The 18,215-nt window shown below is 51.1% G+C and carries 16 protein-coding genes; 11 read left to right on the top strand and 5 right to left on the bottom strand.

From position 1 onward, the window contains the following. Positions 1-51: 51 nt before the first annotated feature. On the bottom strand, positions 52-1,371 hold the full coding sequence (xylA, locus tag DUT67_RS21505; RefSeq protein WP_113625996.1) for a xylose isomerase: 1,320 nt from the start codon (positions 1,369-1,371) through the stop codon (positions 52-54). 476 nt (positions 1,372-1,847) lie between these two features. Between xylA and xylF the strand changes: the two genes are divergently transcribed. The 4 genes from xylF to xylR all read left to right on the top strand — a co-directional run bounded on the left by xylF (position 1,848) and on the right by xylR (position 6,992). Next, positions 1,848-2,843 (top strand): D-xylose ABC transporter substrate-binding protein, encoded by a 996-nt coding sequence (gene xylF, locus DUT67_RS21500; protein WP_048258294.1) that lies wholly within the window; start codon positions 1,848-1,850, stop codon positions 2,841-2,843. Between the two features lie 135 nt (positions 2,844-2,978). Next, the gene (locus DUT67_RS21495) at positions 2,979-4,520 is read left to right on the top strand and encodes a xylose ABC transporter ATP-binding protein (protein ID WP_048258185.1); all 1,542 of its coding nucleotides are present in this window, start codon (positions 2,979-2,981) and stop codon (positions 4,518-4,520) included. A 28-nt stretch (positions 4,521-4,548) separates the two neighbouring features. After that, positions 4,549-5,679: a xylose ABC transporter permease XylH gene (gene xylH, locus DUT67_RS21490; protein ID WP_086935235.1), complete on the top strand. Its 1,131-nt coding sequence runs from the start codon at positions 4,549-4,551 to the stop codon at positions 5,677-5,679. A gap of 134 nt (positions 5,680-5,813) precedes the next feature. Further along, positions 5,814-6,992, top strand: a complete 1,179-nt coding sequence (xylR, locus tag DUT67_RS21485) for a D-xylose utilization transcriptional activator XylR (RefSeq protein WP_048258186.1) — start codon at positions 5,814-5,816, stop codon at positions 6,990-6,992. A gap of 83 nt (positions 6,993-7,075) precedes the next feature. Here the strand turns inward: xylR and DUT67_RS21480 are convergent, their stop codons facing one another. Continuing rightward, positions 7,076-7,651 carry a DJ-1/PfpI family protein gene (locus DUT67_RS21480; protein WP_048258187.1) on the bottom strand — a complete coding sequence of 192 codons (576 nt, stop codon included), beginning with the start codon at positions 7,649-7,651 and terminating at the stop codon, positions 7,076-7,078. A gap of 537 nt (positions 7,652-8,188) precedes the next feature. On the opposite strand from DUT67_RS21480, the gene argG reads away from it, so the two are divergent. Together argG and DUT67_RS21470 are read left to right on the top strand one after the other, a co-directional pair. Then, entirely contained in the window at positions 8,189-9,535 is a 1,347-nt protein-coding gene (gene argG, locus DUT67_RS21475; protein WP_048258188.1) for an argininosuccinate synthase, read from the top strand. Positions 9,536-9,791: 256 nt separating this feature from the next. Further along, the gene (locus DUT67_RS21470; RefSeq protein WP_113625991.1) at positions 9,792-10,445 is read left to right on the top strand and encodes an acyl-homoserine-lactone synthase; all 654 of its coding nucleotides are present in this window, start codon (positions 9,792-9,794) and stop codon (positions 10,443-10,445) included. On the opposite strand, the gene DUT67_RS21465 is transcribed toward DUT67_RS21470, so the two are convergent. From DUT67_RS21465 to DUT67_RS21455, 3 genes are all read right to left on the bottom strand, one after another. Further along, positions 10,423-11,160 carry a LuxR family transcriptional regulator gene (locus DUT67_RS21465; protein ID WP_113625990.1) on the bottom strand — a complete coding sequence of 246 codons (738 nt, stop codon included), beginning with the start codon at positions 11,158-11,160 and terminating at the stop codon, positions 10,423-10,425. The two genes, DUT67_RS21470 and DUT67_RS21465, sit on opposite strands and share 23 nt — an antisense overlap. Positions 11,161-11,513: 353 nt before the next feature. Beyond that, positions 11,514-12,743 (bottom strand): pectinesterase PemB, encoded by a 1,230-nt coding sequence (gene pemB, locus DUT67_RS21460; RefSeq protein ID WP_113632438.1) that lies wholly within the window; start codon positions 12,741-12,743, stop codon positions 11,514-11,516. A 29-nt stretch (positions 12,744-12,772) separates the two neighbouring features. After that, entirely contained in the window at positions 12,773-13,114 is a 342-nt protein-coding gene (locus DUT67_RS21455) for a GlpM family protein (RefSeq protein WP_048258194.1), read from the bottom strand. Between the two features lie 326 nt (positions 13,115-13,440). On the opposite strand from DUT67_RS21455, the gene DUT67_RS21450 reads away from it, so the two are divergent. From DUT67_RS21450 to DUT67_RS21430, 5 genes are read left to right on the top strand one after another with little or no spacing between them, the layout of a single operon-like run. Further along, the gene (locus DUT67_RS21450) at positions 13,441-14,454 is read left to right on the top strand and encodes a 3-oxoacyl-[acyl-carrier-protein] synthase III C-terminal domain-containing protein (protein WP_048258195.1); all 1,014 of its coding nucleotides are present in this window, start codon (positions 13,441-13,443) and stop codon (positions 14,452-14,454) included. Beyond that, positions 14,451-15,479 (top strand): NAD(P)-dependent oxidoreductase, encoded by a 1,029-nt coding sequence (locus DUT67_RS21445; protein ID WP_101781595.1) that lies wholly within the window; start codon positions 14,451-14,453, stop codon positions 15,477-15,479. The genes DUT67_RS21450 and DUT67_RS21445 overlap by 4 nt, the downstream gene beginning before the upstream one ends. Then, positions 15,472-16,278: an MBL fold metallo-hydrolase gene (locus tag DUT67_RS21440; protein WP_048258198.1), complete on the top strand. Its 807-nt coding sequence runs from the start codon at positions 15,472-15,474 to the stop codon at positions 16,276-16,278. Before DUT67_RS21445 ends, DUT67_RS21440 begins: the two co-directional genes overlap by 8 nt. Beyond that, positions 16,275-17,561 (top strand): F390 synthetase-related protein, encoded by a 1,287-nt coding sequence (locus tag DUT67_RS21435; protein ID WP_113632437.1) that lies wholly within the window; start codon positions 16,275-16,277, stop codon positions 17,559-17,561. The genes DUT67_RS21440 and DUT67_RS21435 overlap by 4 nt, the downstream gene beginning before the upstream one ends. Then, positions 17,561-18,214 carry a phosphatase PAP2 family protein gene (locus tag DUT67_RS21430; RefSeq protein ID WP_113632464.1) on the top strand — a complete coding sequence of 218 codons (654 nt, stop codon included), beginning with the start codon at positions 17,561-17,563 and terminating at the stop codon, positions 18,212-18,214. Before DUT67_RS21435 ends, DUT67_RS21430 begins: the two co-directional genes overlap by 1 nt. Position 18,215 lies beyond the last annotated feature (1 nt).

The following is an 18,215-nucleotide window of genomic DNA, read 5'->3' as shown; positions in this document are numbered from 1 at the left end:
CCTCGTTCTACGGCAGTTTTTTAACCTGCCGTAGCAGGCATGCGTACCGTTTTAGCCAAATAGATGGCGGTTAACCAGATTTTCCAGCAATTCCTGCTGGCCGCTCTGGTGCTGTGGTGCCAGTTGGTGGCTTTCCGCATAGTGGGCGAGCGATTCCAACGACGCGTTACCTTGCAGAATTTGCTGACCCAGCTCTCCGTTCCAGCCCGCATAGCGTTTAGCAACAAGCTGATTGAGCTTATCATCTTCAATCATTCTGGCAGCCGCCTTGAGCGCCAGTGCCATCGTATCCATCGCGCCGATATGAGCATGGAAAAGGTCATAGCGATCGGTGCTCTGGCGACGAACTTTGGCATCAAAATTTAGACCGCCCGTTGTGAAGCCGCCTGCCTTGAGAATTTCATACATGATCAGCGCGTTCTCTTCCACGCTGTTAGGGAACTGATCGGTGTCCCAGCCGAGTTGAGGGTCACCGCGATTGGCATCGACCGATCCGAAAACGCCCAGTGCGACAGCCGTGGCGATTTCATGGTGGAATGAATGCCCAGCGAGCGTCGCGTGGTTGGCTTCCACATTGACTTTAATCTCTTTTTCCAGCCCAAACTGTTTCAGGAAGCCATAAACAGTGGCGACATCGTAATCGTACTGGTGTTTGGTCGGCTCCTGTGGCTTCGGTTCAATGAGCAGCGTGCCCTGAAAACCAATTTTGTGTTTGTGCTCGACGACCATTTGCATGAAGCGGCCAATCTGCTCACGCTCCTGACGCAGGTCGGTATTTAGCAGGGTTTCATACCCTTCGCGCCCGCCCCACAGTACATAGTTTTCACCACCCAGTTTTTTGGTTGCGTTCATTGCCGTGAACACCTGCGTAGCCGCCCAGGCAAATACATCTGGGTCAGGACTGGTGGCCGCGCCTGCGCCATAGCGGGGATTGGTAAAGCAGTTAGCCGTGCCCCACAGTAGCTTCACACCACTAGCCTGCTGCTTTTCCGCCAGCACATCGGTGATGACCGCAAAATTATGCAGATACTCTTTCAGTGAGCTCCCTTCCGGCGCGACATCAACATCATGAAAGCAGTAGTAAGGCACGCTTAGTTTTTGAAAAAATTCGAATGCGATATCCGCTTTGCGCTTCGCCAGCTCCAGCGCGTCGCCTGACTGCTGCCACGGCCGAGCAAAGGAGCCTACACCGAACATATCCGCGCCGTTCCAGCAGAACGTGTGCCAATACGCGACGGCAAAACGTAAATGGTCCGCCATACGTTTACCGAGAATTTCCTGATCGGGATTGTAATGACGAAAGGCGAAGGGATTATTGCTTTGGCTACCTTCATAACGGACTTTTTCGATCTGTTCAAAATAGGCTTGCATCGTTAACTCCTTAGAAACCACCCAGACGGAAGAGACGGGAATGGGATTAATTTTCGGAGTGGATGAACGTTTCCTCAATTACGTTATTTCACACTGAAATTCAGAGAATTATTAAATGTGCGCTGTGTCGCAAAAATAACGGCGTTTTAACCTGAATACGCTTCGCAATGTGTAACAACGTGAGAATGTGACTCGACAATAAAATATGACCCGCATCAAAAAATGGAAATTAAACCAAAAAACATAATTGGAGGATAAAAATCTGTAATTGATGGAGAGATATTTAGCGACAATACTCAGCTGGCTATTGGAGACCTCATACCCGTCATACTTCAAGTTACATGTGCGTTGGCCGCGTTCAGTCACCCGAATCACTTACTTGTGTAAGCTCATCGGGACTCTCTCTCTTGCCGCCTTCCTGTAGCTCGAATTATTTAGGGTATAGCCCTGCATTTTAAATAAAAAGGTACGCTATGATGAAAGTTAAACATTTTTTACTCTCAGCTTGTGCCGTATTCACTTTAGCTTGTCAGCCCGGATTCGCGAAGGACGTTAAAATAGGTATGGCGATTGATGATTTGCGCCTTGAACGCTGGCAGAAAGATCGTGATCTTTTTGTTGAGCAAGCCAAAAAGCAGGGCGCTGATGTTTTTGTTCAATCAGCAAACGGCAATGAAGCTACGCAAATTTCTCAAATAGAAAATATGATCAATCGTGGTGTCGATGTATTAGTTATTATTCCTTATAACGGTCAGGTACTTGGTAACGTTATTGCAGAGGCAAAACGTGAGGGAATAAAAGTTCTTGCTTACGATCGCATGATTAATAATGCGGATGTGGATTTTTATATTTCATTTGATAATGAAAAGGTTGGAGAGCTACAGGCGAAATATCTGGTCGATAAGGTTCCCGGTGGCAACTATTTCTTAATGGGCGGCTCACCCGTCGATAATAATGCGAAGCTGTTTCGTCAGGGGCAAATGAAGGTGCTCACGCCGCTGATTGAGAGCGGAAAAATCAAGGTGGTTGGCGATCAGTGGGTTGATGCCTGGCTACCAGAGAACGCGCTAAAAATTATGGAAAATGCGCTAACGGCGAACAGCAATAAGATTGATGCTGTTGTTGCGTCGAACGATGCCACGGCGGGCGGGGCGATTCAGGCGTTAGCTGCTCAAGGATTAGCAGGGAAAGTGGCTATTTCTGGTCAGGATGCCGACTTGGCGGCAATCAAACGCATTGTGGCTGGGACGCAAACCATGACGGTCTATAAACCGATCAGCAAGCTGGCAAAAGATGCCGCAGATATTGCTGTGGCGCTCGGTTCAGGTAAAGCGCCGGAGTCTAACGCTAAACTAAACAATGGATTGAAAGACATCCCTTCCTTCTTACTGACCCCGATTCCTGTCGATAAATCCAATATTGACTCCACCGTCATTGCTGATGGTTTCCACAAAAAAGCGGATGTGTATTAACGCGCTCCGCAGCCAATACACTCCAAATAATTCGAGTTTCAGGATGTAGGAAAGAGGTTACTGAGCCACGACATGACGTTGTGGCTCGCCACTGTCGCTGACGAGGCCTGAAACACCTGAATCACGGAGGCTACGATGCCGCATCTGTTGGAAATGAAAAACATCACGAAGGCGTTTGGTACGGTGAAAGCCGTCGATAACGTCAGCCTGACGCTGGAGGCTGGTCAGGTCTTGTCGCTGTGCGGCGAGAATGGCTCAGGGAAATCCACCTTAATGAAGGTGTTATGTGCCATCTATCCACATGGTAGCTATGACGGGCAGATTATCTTTTCCGGTGATGAACTGCGTGCCAACCATATCCGTGATACGGAGCAAAAAGGCATCGCGATTATTCATCAGGAACTGGCGCTGGTGAAAGAGATGACGGTGCTGGAGAACATGTTTCTGGGTAATGAGTGGACGCGTTTTGGCGTGATGGATTACGACAATATGTATCTACGCTGCCAGCGCATGTTGGAGCAGGTCAAGCTGGCCGTCGACCCGAATACCAAAGTGGGGGAGCTTGGATTGGGTCAGCAGCAACTGGTGGAAATCGCCAAGGCGCTGAACAAGCAGGTGCGTCTGTTGGTGCTGGATGAGCCAACGGCCTCATTGACCGAACGGGAAACGGGCATCTTGCTGGAGATCATTCAGGATCTGCGCGATCACGGCATCGCCTGTATCTATATTTCTCACAAGCTCAACGAAGTTAAAGCGATTTCCGATGTGATTTGTGTGATTCGCGACGGGAAGCATATTGGTACGCGTCCGGCGGCTGAGCTGAGTGAGGATCAGATCATTGCCATGATGGTAGGGCGTGAACTGACAGAGCTTTATCCCAATGAGCCGCATGTCATTGGTGAAGAGGTGCTGCGCGTGGAACACCTTACCGCCTGGCACCCCGTGAATCGCCATATTCGTCGGGTGGATGATGTGTCGTTTGCTCTGCACCGAGGTGAAATTCTGGGTATTGCCGGGCTGGTTGGGTCAGGGCGTACGGAGACGGTGCAGTGTCTGTTTGGTGCCTATCACGGCCGCTGGCAGGGCGACATATTTGTTGACGGCAAGCAGGTGACTATCAGCAACTGCCAGCAGGCGATGGCACAGGGAATTGCAATGGTGCCTGAGGATCGTAAGAAGGACGGCATCGTCCCGGTGATGAGCGTAGCGCAGAATATGACGCTGGCTGCGCTCGATCAATTCACAGGGGCACTTTCCACGCTGGATGATGCCCGTGAGCAGGACATCATCCGGCAATCGTTAGCGAATCTGAAAGTGAAAACCTCCAGCCCAGAGCTGGCGATTGCTCGGTTAAGCGGCGGCAACCAGCAAAAAGCGGTGCTAGCAAAATGCCTGCTGCTGAACCCCCGTATTCTCATCCTTGATGAACCCACGCGTGGCATTGATATCGGTGCCAAATATGAAATCTATAAGCTCATCAATGCGCTGGTAAAACAGCATATTGCCGTCATCGTGATTTCTTCAGAATTGCCTGAGGTGCTGGGGTTGAGCGATCGGGTGTTGGTGATGCATCAGGGGCGTATCAAAGCGGATTTGATCAATCGTGATTTAACCCAGGAACAGGTTATGGAAGCTGCATTGAGGAGTGAACATCGTGCTGAAAACATCGCAGTCTGAACAACAACATGTCGCCGGATCTGTCTCGATGCTGCAACGGCTGAAAAGCATCAATCTTCAGGTCTACGTGATGATTGCGGCCATCATCGCCATCATGCTCTTTTTCACCTACATGACCGATGGGGCGTACCTCAGCGCGCGTAATCTTTCCAACCTGCTGAGGCAAACGGCAATTACTGGCATTCTGGCCGTCGGTATGGTGTTCGTCATTATTTCCGCCGAGATCGATCTGTCGGTCGGATCGATGATGGGGTTATTGGGTGGTGCGGCGGCTATTTTTGATGTCTGGTTTGGCTGGCCTTTGCCGTTGACCATTGTTGTGACGCTCGCACTGGGATTATTGCTTGGCGCATGGAACGGCTGGTGGGTCGCCTACCGGAAAGTCCCTTCTTTTATCGTGACACTGGCGGGGATGCTGGCTTTTCGCGGCATTCTGATTGGTATTACCAATGGGACAACGGTTTCCCCGACCAGCGAGGCGATGTCGCAGATTGGGCAGAGCTATCTGCCTTCTGGTATCGGTTTTATGTTCGGTGCTATCGGGCTGATGGTGTTTATTGGTTGGCAGTGGCGTCGGCGTAGTAGCCGTGCTCGGTTAGGGTTACCGATCAATCCACCCGCAGGGGATGTCGGCCGCCAGACAGTGACGGCGCTGGTCGTACTGGGGGCGATCTATCTGCTGAATGACTATCGTGGCGTGCCAACGCCGGTTCTGGTGCTGACGCTGTTGATGCTGGGCGGTATTTTTCTGGCGACGCGAACCGCGTTTGGCCGCCGTATCTATGCCGTGGGCGGGAATATCGATGCGGCTCGCTTATCGGGAGTGAACGTCGAACGCACCAAAATGGCGGTGTTCGCCATTAACGGCCTGATGGTCGCGGTCGCCGGGCTGATTCTCAGTTCACGACTGGGGGCGGGGTCGCCATCTGCCGGGAATATTGCTGAGCTGGATGCGATTGCGGCCTGCGTGATTGGTGGAACCAGTCTGGCAGGCGGTATTGGTAGCGTGGCGGGTGCGGTGATGGGGGCATTTATCATGGCGTCGCTGGATAACGGAATGAGCATGTTGGATGTGCCGACGTTCTGGCAATACGTCGTGAAAGGCGGAATCCTGCTCTTGGCGGTGTGGATGGATACCGCTACTAAGCGGCGCGTATGACATGGTTGGGTTAGTCGAGGAAACACGTGACGGCTCGCAATAATCAGCAAATTATTTTGGCCTCTGGGGGCGCTGTGCTATTCAAGAAAGAGGATTTTATTCAAGGAACTTGCGATTAATGAGCGCCGACTACCATGTTTGAGAAACGCTATCGCATCACGCTGTTGTTCAACGCCAATAAAGTGTATGACCGCCAGGTGGTTGAAGGAGTTGGTGAATATTTACAGGCTTCTCAGTGCGACTGGGACATCTTCATCGAAGAGGATTTTCGTTGCCGGATTGATAACATCAAAGAGTGGCTGGGTGATGGCGTGATTGCTGATTTTGACGATGGCGAGATCAAACGGCTACTACAGGATGTGAACGTTCCGTTGGTAGGCGTTGGCGGTTCCTACCATCAGCCGGAGGATTACCCGCCTGTGCACTATATCGCGACAGATAATTATGCACTGGTGGAAAGCGCGTTTATGCACCTTAAAGAGAAAGGTCTGAACCGCTTTGCTTTTTATGGTCTGCCTGCATCGGGCGGGAAAGGCTGGGCGCAGGAGCGGGAGCACGCTTTCCGGCAGTTGGTTGCGGCAGAAAAGTATCAGGGCGTGGTGTATCAGGGAATGGAAACTTCGCCGGATAACTGGCAATACGCGCAAAATAGGCTGGCTGATTGGGTGCAGGGGTTGCCGCCGCAGACGGGAATTATCGCGGTGACGGATTCCCGTGCCCGTCATCTGTTGCAGGTCTGCGAACATCTGAATATTGCCGTACCAGAAAAGCTGTGTGTTATTGGGATCGATAACGAAGATCTGATTCGCTACCTGTCACGCGTCGCGCTCTCGTCGGTGGCGCAAGGCACGCGTCAGATGGGATACCGCGCCGCGAAGCTGCTGCATCAGCTGTTGCTGAATCAGGGGGCTTTGCCGCTGCAACGGATTCTTGTGCCACCGGTTCGAGTGGTTGAACGCCGCTCAACGGACTATCGCTCTGTGCACGATCCTGCTGTTATTCAGGCGATGCACTTTATCCGTTATCACGCCTGTAAAGGGATTAAGGTCGAACAAGTGCTGGATGCTGTGGGGATTTCCCGCTCGAATCTGGAAAAACGCTTCAAAGATGAGGTAGGCCAGACGATTCACGGTGTGATTCACGCGGAAAAATTAGATCGGGCGCGCAACTTGCTGATCTCGACCTCGCTCTCGATTGGTGAAATTTCGCTGATGTGCGGCTATCCTTCGCTGCCCTATTTTTATGCCGTTTTTAAGAAAGGGTATGACATCACGCCGAAAGAGTATCGCGAGCGCTATGGGGAAGGTTATTAAGATTATCCATAAAAGAAGGTCATACGGGCAGATCATGCAGGAAGGCGCGAGTGTGCGCGCCTTATCATTAGGCTGGTGAACGGTTACGCTGGCACGCGCCAGTAATCGTAATCGATGTGTTCAACCTGGAAGTTGGCGTTTTCTTTGTCGCCGGTCAGGCGGGTGGCGATGGTAAAGGCAAAATCGAATGACACGCCCAGTCCCTTACCGCTGATCAGATTGCCGTCTTCGACGACTTTCTCGTTAACATAAACGCCATCGGTCACGTCCTGCCATAAATCCCCAGAACAGACGTAGCGACGGCCTTTCAGCAGCTGGTTACCACCCAGTACGCGTGCGGCTGCGGAGCACAGTGGGCAGATCAATTTTCCCGCGTCGTCATGGCGACGGATAAACTCGACAACCATCGGGTTTGCGGCAAGATTTACCGTTCCCTGTGGGCCGCCGGGAATGACCACGGCATCAAACAGCGTGTCCTGGTTTCTTTCCAGCAGCGCGTCGGCAAACATGCGAATATTGTGATAACTGTGCAGCTCCAGTCTGTCATAGCAGGACAGCATGGTGACTTCTATCTTCATACGGTGCAGTACATCAATCACCATAATCGCTTCTGCTTCTTCAAACCCAGGAGCCAGCAGAACGGCGACTTTCTTAGACATAGCATCTCCAGCAATATGCAAGGGAAGGTGTTAACCGCAAGAGGATAGCAAAAAAATATCGTAAAAATGAAACGATGTTTTATTAATGTCGAGTGGGTCGCGTAAACGATTTTTGCTGCTTAGCTTAAAGAGAAGATGGCGCTATACTTGCTAACTTGGTCGCGAATTCGCCACGAATTTTTTTGCATGAAACCATGACTCTTCTCTTCCTGTCCCGCCAAAAAGATGTTTAAATTATCACTCACTTATTTTGCATAAATATGCATTTGTGAGCGTGTCGATTATTGGTCATCGACTGGCCCGTTTGATGTGATATGTACACAGGGTACGAACGCTCATTAATGTATGGCGTAACATAATGGTGTGGCGGCTAAGCTGATACCCTTAATAATTCGAGTTGCATGCAGGCGGCAATCGCACGAGTCCCCAGGAGCTTACATCGGTAAGTGACTGGGGTGAGTAAGAGAAGCCAACGCACATGCAGCTTGAAGTATAACGGGTATATCACCATAGATCTTTCGAGCAGGGATTACATATATGACAACGATTCTCAAGCATCTTCCGGTTGGTCAGCGTATTGGTATTGCGTTCTCGGGTGGTCTGGATACCAGCGCTGCACTGCTTTGGATGCGTCAAAAAGGCGCGGTTCCTTATGCGTATACCGCAAATCTGGGGCAACCAGACGAGGATGATTACGATGAAATCCCACGTCGTGCTATGGAATACGGCGCAGAAAATGCTCGCCTTATCGATTGCCGTAAGCAACTAGTTGCTGAAGGTATCGCTGCGATTCAGTGTGGCGCATTCCACAATACGACAGCGGGCGTGACCTATTTTAATACCACACCGCTAGGCCGTGCGGTTACCGGCACGATGCTGGTTGCAGCGATGAAAGAAGACGGTGTAAACATCTGGGGCGACGGCAGCACCTATAAAGGCAACGATATCGAGCGTTTCTATCGTTACGGCCTGCTGACCAATGCTGAACTGAAGATTTACAAGCCGTGGCTGGATACCGACTTCATTGATGAGCTGGGCGGCCGTCAGGAGATGTCTGAGTTTATGTCACAGGCAGGGTTCGGCTATAAAATGTCGGCAGAGAAAGCCTATTCCACCGATTCCAATATTCTGGGTGCGACGCACGAAGCGAAGGATCTGGAATTCCTGAACTCCAGCGTCAAAATTGTTAACCCGATTATGGGCGTGAAGTTCTGGGACGAGAACGTTAAGGTTCCGGCAGAAGAAGTGACCATTCGTTTTGAACGTGGTCACCCAGTTGCGCTGAACGGCAAGACCTTTACCGATGATGTTGAACTGATGCTGGAAGCGAACCGCATCGGCGGTCGTCACGGCCTGGGTATGAGTGACCAGATCGAAAATCGCATCATTGAAGCGAAAAGCCGCGGCATCTATGAAGCGCCGGGAATGGCACTGCTGCACATTGCCTATGAGCGTTTGCTCACTGGTATCCACAACGAAGACACCATCGAGCAATACCATGCTAATGGCCGTCAGCTGGGTCGTTTCCTGTATCAGGGACGCTGGTTTGATTCCCAGGCATTGATGCTGCGTGATTCTTCTCAGCGCTGGATCGCCAGTGCCATCACCGGCGAGGTTACGCTGGAACTGCGTCGTGGCAATGATTACTCCATCATGAATACCGTGTCTGACAATCTGACCTATAAGCCAGAACGTTTGACCATGGAGAAAGGCGACTCGGTCTTCTCGCCAGATGACCGTATTGGCCAACTGACCATGCGCAATCTGGACATCACAGACACGCGTGAAAAACTGTTTAACTATGCTGAAACGGGCTTGCTCTCTTCCTCTGCCAGCACGGGCCTGCCGCAGGTAGGTCAATTGCAGGATAAAACAGAGAAATAACGCCAGATTGAATAATATAAACATCCGGAATCGCCTCGCGCTTCCGGATTTTTTTTATCTGTTTATCATATGTTTATATTCGATTTTTTCGCGAATGAACTCTTGCTGACAATCCTGATTGCATCTGTACAACCGCCAAGGAAAACGACAGAATACAATAACAATAAGCCGAGAATTTTGTTAAAAGGCGAAAGAACCTATTGGATGGTGTATCTGTTTTTGTGATGTCTAGCTGAAAATTTTTAATGGAGGAAAAATGTTAGAAATATTCGATGTAAGTTACACACTATTGTCGGAAAAAAAATCGGAAGAATTGTTTACGCTCAGAAAAGAGACGTTCAAAGATCGGCTTAATTGGGCTGTGAAATGTATTAACGGAATGGAAATCGATCAATATGATGATAATAATGCGACCTATCTTTTCGGTGTAGAGGATAATCAGGTCATTTGCAGTTCCCGGTTAATCGAAACAAAATATCCTAATATGATTACCGGTACGTTTTTTCCTTACTTTGATAAAATAGATATTCCCGAAGGAAATTATATTGAGTCGAGCCGTTTTTTTGTAGATAAAGCTCGGTCTAAAACTATTTTAGGCAATACTTATCCCGTTAGTACAATGTTCTTTTTGGCAACGGTGAATTACTCTAGAAGTAAAGGGTATGATGGTGTTTACACAATAGTGAGCCATCCTATGCTCACGATACTAAAACGTTCTGGGTGGAAAATTTCTATTGTGGAACAAGGTATTTCAGAAAAACAGGAAAGGGTTTATCTCCTCTTTTTACCTGTCGATAAAGAAAGTCAGGATGTGCTAGTTCGCCGCATAAACCACAGCCAAGAATTTATTGAAGGTAAGCTACGAGAGTGGCCACTTTCTTTCGAACCTATGACTGAACCGGTCGAATAAGCTGTAGCTCGATGCCAAGTCTGATTGCATGTTTGGCATTTAATACACCGAGTTTTTTTACAACATTGCCGATGTGGAATTTAACAGTGCCGGTTTTAATACCTAATATCAAGGCTATTTCCTGATAGGTTTTTCCCATGCTGGCCCAGTAAAGAATTTCATTTTCTCGTTGAGAGAAAATATCTTTATCACTTGATCTTTCATCCTCTTTGTTTCTAACCATCTCTCTGTAAAGAGAGATGGTTTCTGCATGAATATTCATCAACGTCATCTGTAGTTTATCTTTATTACTCTCAATGACCTCATCAATGTTATTCACATTGGACTCATCAATCATGATAGATAACATAACCAGATTGTTACTGTGGTCATGGAGGACAAAAGTATAGCCGTTAGTGATGTTATGCTCTCTAGACAAGTTAAATATCTTGGACATCTTCAGTTGTGTGCTAACAAGTAGATCTTCGTCCCAAGGGAAAGGTGTGATTTTATTAAGGGCAGCAATGACTACAGGGTCAATATGTTGATAGTTATTAGCTCGGTATATCTCTCTCCACTCGTCGTGGTGATTGGAAATGATAAGAATCTCTGTAGGTTTCTTCTTATTTAATACCATATAGGAATATTTGATATCGCCGTAGTGGCTTAATGCTATATCGAATTGATTTTTTATTATCCTGCTTATAGTTTCGTTGTTGGAGAATAATTGCGACATCTCATGACCTCAGTCTGAAAACTTAACATCCTGTAATAGAAAAAGTATATACCTATACCTATAGGTATATCTATAGGAACCTATACCACTAGACAAAACTATACCTTAGTATAGCTTTTCTTCGGGGTGAAAAAACATACAATCCTAAAAGGTGTAAAGCAAAAGAAATAAACACCGCTCAGGATAAGCGTGATGATTGGCTAACATCAGGGAATGCTAGTTAAGCAAGATTTATCGATAGTATTATAAAAATAAGTTTTTCTCTTATATGGCCTGTACCGTTTTACAGGCCCATCAGGTCTCAATGACGTTAGTTGTGCCAATGTAATGTTTTCATAAGTGGCATCTGCCTTTCATATTATGCTCTCCTTCGCAGCACTCCATGCTCCATCAATATTGTTGTATTCCCACAGTCGATTGAAATGCACATCGTCCAGATTGCGGGTCGAATCCGCGTTACCCGTAAAGGGTCTGGCGGTGGTGGCCGCAGCTCCCCATGGTTGTTCCCTGTCATAGCTAGCGTCAATCGCGCTGTCGCGAATCACTAGCTGACCGTTTGCTGTCAGACCTGGCTGGTATCCGGTTTGCCTTGCCCCTTGATCCCAGGCGCGCCCCAGTTTGGCCCTTCTTTCCCCGCTGAAGCCTTCGTCACCCGTAAAGCGACATTTCACTGCCAAAAAACCATACTGCGCCCACGGCATGCTGTCAGGTGCAAAAACATGAATATCTTTTGCCCCACGGCTGGAAACGGTATGAAAGTGGACGCGATCGAATACCGCGGTCGCCTGACCAAAAACATAATCAACATCACCCTCAATGTAGCTGTCTTTAATGTAGACGCGGCTGTAGCGGTCCGTGACGTACTCGTTGTGGCGATTGCTGGTATTGACGAAAAACGTATCCTGACGCCCGATCAGACGAACCCTTTCAAGCTGCACTTTATCGCCGTCGGTGCGTAACGCCACGGCCTGATGTGCGCGGCTATCTACCGAATCGAGCAATGAATTGACCACCGTCAGGTTCTTCATCTGGAAATTGTTGCTCTGCGACCAGACCACGGCGGCACAAATAGTATCAATCGTCGCGTTCTGCTTTGACGCACAGAGATCGTACAGGTACCAGGCAGGATCGCCGGGCTGATATTCACCGTGCGGGTTCACCGTTTCTCGGTAGGTTTCTGGTGAGAACATCGAATCCAGCGCGAGTTGAATCACCACATCATCCGGTTGTTCTCCCGCCCCAAATAGCGTGAGCGGTGGTGCATCGGCGGGGAGGTAGACCGTGCCGATATAGGTGCCTGGCAGCACTTTAATATCAATACGCGTTCGATCCTGCTGCGTGCGCAGTGCGGCGTTCACTGCCTGTTGGATATGGGCGTGTGTTGCGCCATCGACCCCGACCTGTGGCCCAACAACCCAAGGCGTCGCTGGATCGACCTCAATCGGCATGGGTTGCCAGACGTCAGCCTCAGTCTGGTTATCGTGCCCACGCAGCGTGAAATAGTGTGGGAGCGTGAAGCGATCCGCTTCCTGCGCAGAGAGCACAGGGCGAGAAACCGTGCCGGGATATGTCGTTTTTGTCATTGCACAATCCTAAGATAAGAAGTCAGACGCTAATTCCCCTGATACCACGTCCAGATTTTGACCAGCAAGGCTGCCGACACACTCCAGCACACGACCGCCGCGAGCAACGCCTGTGGCAATTTCATCCACGCGGTAAAGTAATAAAGTGAGATGAGATAAACCAGATAGGGAATAACGGACCAGATGCCAAATAGGATGGTGGTACGTAGTGCGTCCAGCCCGCGCTCGGTGCCCACGATGTAATGCGCGATCAGAGCGAACGTGGGAAATAGCGGCACCAGCCCAGCAATATAATAATTTCGGCTTTTCGCCAATACGCTGATGAGCAATACGATCAGTGCGCCGATAACAGATTTGATAAACAATGACATAAGTATAAGTTCTGGCTTAATTAAGCATCGTGAATGCACAGAGAATAGCGAAAAAGTACCCGTATAGAATAGTGTGACCGCACAGCTTGAGATTTCAATTCGTGGCAATTTCGTTATTCTTAGCAGCAGAATGAATAAATACTGTACGTGATACCCGTCATACTTCGAGCTGCTTGTGCGTTGGCCGCCCTTACTCACCCCAGTCACTTACTTGTGTAAGCTCCTGGGGATTCACGTGGTTGCCGCCTTCACGCAACTCGAATTATTTAGGGTATATGGCACTGTAGGTACGGGTAAAACGATAATGAATCTGAAAAGGATTGATATTGAAGACGCAAAGTCATGCATTTACTAAGGGATTGGTTCCTCTCAAGATTATTTCCACTGGCAGCGCACTTCCTGCGCAGCGGGTGACGTCGGCTGAATTAGATGTGCGATTAAATAAGCCTGCTGGCTATGTCGAAAGCCGTTCGGGAATTATCTATCGCCACCATGCTGATAATCATGCCAGCCAGGCTGAACTCGGTGTGGCGGCGTTAAATGACGCGCTGGCGCGAGGCGTTATTCCACCAGCGTCAATCGATCTGCTGCTATTTGCTTCCGCGATTCCGATTCAGGCGCTGCCTTATAGCGCCAGTCATTTATTAAAGGCATCGTCCCTGCCAAAAGGGACGGCCTGTTTTGATATTAACAGCAGCTGCGTCAGCTTTATTTCCGCCCTTCAGGTGGCCGCAGGGTTGTTAAATACCGGCGCCTATCGGCGCATTGCCATTGTCTCTACCGAACTGGCCTCACGCGGCATTGACTGGGATGACGAAGAATCGTCGCTGATTTTTGGCGATGGGGCCGCCTGTGCCATTGTCGAACGTGGTGACGGTCGTAGCGGGATTGCTGCGTGTCTGCTGGAAACCTACCCGAAGGGCAATGAGCTGTGTCAGATCCGCGCAGGCGGTACGTTGCGTAACCCGCGAGCGGGGATGGAACTGCATGATTTTCTATTCCACATGCAGGGAAAACGGCTATTCAGGCAGGCTTCTGCTTTGATTGAGGGCTATCTGCAACGGCTGCTGGATGCGAGTGGTTTCACGCTTGAGCAGATGGCGGCGGTGGTTCCGCATCAGGCCAGCCACCTGTCGCTGGAGCATATGCGTAAGCGGTTGGCGATTCCGACAGACAGATTGATTGATATTTACCGCTATCACGGTAATCAGGTCGCTGCCTCGATTCCGACGGCGCTGCACCATGCCATCGTGACGCAACGTCTGCCTGAAGGCGAACCCGCGATGCTGGTCGGTACGGCTGCCGGGTTGACGCTGGGCGGAATGGTACTGATTCCATGAAGGTCTTCGTCACTGGCGCAACCAGCGGGTTGGGGCGTAACGCGGTGGAATGGTTGCTTCAGGCTGGGCATCAGGTGCTGGCCTGCGGGCGCGATCGCACGGTGGGGCAACAGCTTGACATGCTGGGTGCGCAGTTTATCTGCATTGATTTGGTCGAAACGTTGGTAGAGCAGTATCGAACGCTGATGACAGGCTGCGATGTCGTCTGGCACTGTGCGGCGAAATCATCGCCGTGGGGTCAATATGATGACTTCTATCAGAATAATACCGAGGTGACGGCGAGACTGGCTGAGGCTGCCGGGCAGTTGGGTATCCCACGTTTTGTCCATATCTCCACGCCTGCGATTTACTTCGATTATCAGCACCACCTGAATATTGATGAAAGCTACCGCGCAGCGCGCTTTGCCAATCACTACGCGCAGACCAAATTTCTGGCGGAAGAACGGCTTCATGCACTGACGTCGCGCTATCCGCAAACCACCTATGTGATCCTGCGTCCGCGTGGCCTGTTTGGTCCGCATGACCGCGTGATTCTGCCGCGCATTTTGGAGCAGATCGCGGTGGGCGGCGGTGTGCTACGGCTCCCGCGCGGCGGCGAGGCGCTGCTGGATCTGACGTTTGTCGGCAACGTGGTGGAAGCGATGGCGCTTGCCAGCCAGCGAGCGGGGTTAGTTTCTGGCTCGACGTACAACATCACCAATCATGAACCCGCACACCTTGCCGATATGCTTGCGCAACTTCTGGTCGGGCAACTGGGGATGCATTATCGCGTCAAAGCGGTGCCGTATCCGCTGTTGCATGCGGTGGCGGGTGGAATGGAGCTGTTATCGCGGTTTAGCCGGAAAGAGCCGCTGTTGACACGCTACAGTGCGGGAACGGTGAATTTCGATATGACGCTCAGCGCGGAAAAAGCGCAGCAAGAGCTGGGCTATCAGCCGCGTTTCTCCCTCCAGCAGGGCATCGAATTAACCGGTAACTGGTTCAATACCCACCTTGCACAGCGGAGTGCTAACGGACATGGCTAATATTTCGACGTTTGAAGTAGGGTACTGCCTGCATCCGGGCTGCATGGCGTTGCGCGGTGCGGGATGGAAGGTGTGCCGTTTTCCGGCGCGGGTCTGGATGCTGGAAAGTCAGGGCAAGCGCTGGCTGTGGGACACCGGTTATGCGCAGCATTTTACCGACGCGACGCGTTCCGGCCTGTTTCAACTGTACCGTAGAATGACGCCGGTGCATTTCGAGACCAAAGACGCGTTGATTCATCAACTAAACGCGCAGGGCATTCAACCTGCCGACATCGACGGCCTGATTATTTCCCATTTTCACGGCGACCATATCGCAGGGCTGCGGGATTTCCCCACTGTGCCGTTTATCTGTTCGGCGCTAGGCTGGCAGCAGACGCGGAATCTGCGTGGTTTCGCGGCCTTGAAGCGAGCGTTTGTGCCTGCGCTGATTCCTGAACATTTTGAGCAGTCACTCCAGTTTGTCGAAAACTTCCCGCTTACCGACCTGCCTGCGGCGCTTGCGCCGTTTACGCAAGGTTATGTGCTGCCGGGGAGTGACAAAGAGATCGTGCTGGTGCCGTTGCCCGGCCATGCAGTCGGGCACCTCGGTGCGTTTGTGCTGACCGAAAACGGCTGGGTGCTGTTGGCAAGCGATGCGGCCTGGTCGCCGCACAGCTATCGCGAAGGCCGCGGGCCGTCGCGCTTGGCGAATCTGGTGATGGACGATCCAAAAGCCTATTACCACACGCTGGATCAACTGCATCAGTTGCATCTGAACGGGCAAGTTGAGATTCGGCTGTGTCACGAGGGCGACCTATGATTCCGCTGATGACGATCTGGCACTATTTGCGTGCCAGACGCCTGAGTTTTCGTACCCGTCAGGCGCTTGAACGCCATCAGCAGCGTCAGCTTTCTCATTTTGCGCGTCGAGTGCTGGCGCGTAGTCCTTATTTTCGTCCTTATTGCCAGCTACCCATCACATCCTGGCCGATGATGGATAAAGCCGTGATGATGGCTGAATTCGATCGGATGAATACCGCCGGACTGAAGCGGGATGACCTGCTTGCCTGCGCGCGTCGTAGCGAGGACGATCGTGACTTTACGCCGAATGTAAACGGGTTCAGCGTCGGGCTGTCGTCCGGAACTTCCGGTCAGCGCGGTCTGTTTGTCGTCAGCCCACGCGAACAGCAGATTTGGGCCGGAGGCATGCTGGCGAAAATGCTGCCTGACGGTTTACGCGCCGGTGAACGCGTGGCGCTGTTTCTGCGGGCGGATAACAACCTTTATCACAGCGTCGATAATCGCTGGCTGAGTCTGTCGTTTTACGATCTCTTCGCGCCGTTTGCCGAACATTTTTCGCGTCTGGAAACGTGGTCGCCGTCGATTATTGTCGCGCCCGCCCAGGTGCTGCGCGAGCTGGCGCTGGCGGTACAGCGCGGTGAATTGCGCCTGTCGGTCAAAAAGGTGATTTCCGTGGCCGAGGTGTTGGAACCGCAGGATAAGCAGCTGTTGCAGCAGGTGTTCGGGCAGGTTGGTGAAGTGTATCAGGCGACGGAAGGTTTTTTGGCATCGACCTGCGAGCATGGCACGCTACACCTCAACGAAGAATTTATTCACATCGAACCACAGTGGCTGGATGACGAACGCTTTACGCCCGTCATTACCGATTTCACTCGCAGCACGCAGCCGATTGTGCGCTATCGGCTGGACGATGTATTAGTGAAGCAAAAAGCGCCCTGCGCGTGTGGTCGGGTGACGATGGCGATTGCCCGTATCGAAGGGCGCAGCGATGACAGCTTGCGGCTGCCGAACAACAGCGGCGAACCTCAGACCGTGTTTGCGGATCTCTGTAGTCGGGTGATCGCCAATGCACTGCCGTTGCATGCAGATTACCGGCTGGTACAGCAGGGAGAAGTGACGCTGCATTTATCCGCTGCCTGTAGCCTGCCGGAGCTGGAAGCTTGCCGGGATAGTCTGGCGCAGCAGTTTGCGTTACAGGGGATTGATACGCAGCAACTACGGTGGCAGTTAACCGCCGGTGAGATCGCACCAGAATTCACGCAAAAGCGCAGACGCATTACCCGCCTGAAGGAGGGATCATGATGCGATTTCCTCAAGGAACGATGCTATTACTACGGCTGAAAGCGCTGCTCTTCGGCTGGGGCTCGGTCGGGGTAGTGTATCAACTGAGCGCGCAGTTTCAGGCGCAGGGAGCCGTGTTACCGCCTTCGATGGTTGATGAATGGATTCCCTTTAGCGCCTCGGCTATCTGGCTGTATCTTTCCTTTTTCATCATCATTCCGCTGTCTTATTTGTTCTGCCCGATTACGCGTTTGGCTGGGTTACGTCGGGCAACGCAGCTTACTGCGTTGATTGCGGGCGCAGTGTACCTAACTTTTCCGACGACGATGGTGTATCCGCAAGTCGTCGGGGACGATTTCTCCGTCCGTCTGCTACAGCTTTTGCAGCGTATCGATTCGCCGCAAAACTGCCTGCCGTCGCTGCACATTGCGCTAACGGTTCTGGCGGTGTGGGCGATGAGCGATAGTCAGCAGAAAGTGAAAACTGGCTTGTATCTTCTATGGGGTGCGGCGATTGCCTTTTCCATCCTGCAACTGCGCCGACACCTGTTCATCGATCTGGTGACCGGGGCGATGCTGGCGGGAATCGTCGGATGGGTCTTTCTACGTAGCCGAGAGACGGTGAAGGCTATTTCCCCATCGACGCTGCCCAACGATAAGCGCCATCAGGAATGAA

The sequence above is a fragment of the Pectobacterium peruviense genome, assembly GCF_003312355.2.
Classification (GTDB): domain Bacteria; phylum Pseudomonadota; class Gammaproteobacteria; order Enterobacterales; family Enterobacteriaceae; genus Pectobacterium; species Pectobacterium peruviense.
Note: the sequence above shows the minus strand (reverse complement) of the source record. Positions and strands in the feature narration are given on the sequence as shown.

Excerpts from the sequence above, each read along its gene's own strand:
- DUT67_RS21495 (WP_048258185.1), top strand. The coding sequence starts at position 2,979 with ATGCCGCATCTGTTGGAAATGAAAAACATCACGAAGGCGTTTGGTACG.
- DUT67_RS21455 (WP_048258194.1), bottom strand. The coding sequence starts at position 13,114 with ATGTCATTGTTTATCAAATCTGTTATCGGCGCACTGATCGTATTGCTC.
- DUT67_RS21480 (WP_048258187.1), bottom strand. The coding sequence starts at position 7,651 with ATGTCTAAGAAAGTCGCCGTTCTGCTGGCTCCTGGGTTTGAAGAAGCA.
- xylH (WP_086935235.1), top strand. The coding sequence starts at position 4,549 with ATGCTGCAACGGCTGAAAAGCATCAATCTTCAGGTCTACGTGATGATT.
- pemB (WP_113632438.1), bottom strand. The coding sequence starts at position 12,743 with ATGACAAAAACGACATATCCCGGCACGGTTTCTCGCCCTGTGCTCTCT.
- DUT67_RS21440 (WP_048258198.1), top strand. The coding sequence starts at position 15,472 with ATGGCTAATATTTCGACGTTTGAAGTAGGGTACTGCCTGCATCCGGGC.
- xylR (WP_048258186.1), top strand. The coding sequence starts at position 5,814 with ATGTTTGAGAAACGCTATCGCATCACGCTGTTGTTCAACGCCAATAAA.
- xylA (WP_113625996.1), bottom strand. The coding sequence starts at position 1,371 with ATGCAAGCCTATTTTGAACAGATCGAAAAAGTCCGTTATGAAGGTAGC.
- DUT67_RS21465 (WP_113625990.1), bottom strand. The coding sequence starts at position 11,160 with ATGTCGCAATTATTCTCCAACAACGAAACTATAAGCAGGATAATAAAA.
- DUT67_RS21430 (WP_113632464.1), top strand. The coding sequence starts at position 17,561 with ATGCGATTTCCTCAAGGAACGATGCTATTACTACGGCTGAAAGCGCTG.
- DUT67_RS21435 (WP_113632437.1), top strand. The coding sequence starts at position 16,275 with ATGATTCCGCTGATGACGATCTGGCACTATTTGCGTGCCAGACGCCTG.
- DUT67_RS21445 (WP_101781595.1), top strand. The coding sequence starts at position 14,451 with ATGAAGGTCTTCGTCACTGGCGCAACCAGCGGGTTGGGGCGTAACGCG.
- argG (WP_048258188.1), top strand. The coding sequence starts at position 8,189 with ATGACAACGATTCTCAAGCATCTTCCGGTTGGTCAGCGTATTGGTATT.
- xylF (WP_048258294.1), top strand. The coding sequence starts at position 1,848 with ATGAAAGTTAAACATTTTTTACTCTCAGCTTGTGCCGTATTCACTTTA.
- DUT67_RS21470 (WP_113625991.1), top strand. The coding sequence starts at position 9,792 with ATGTTAGAAATATTCGATGTAAGTTACACACTATTGTCGGAAAAAAAA.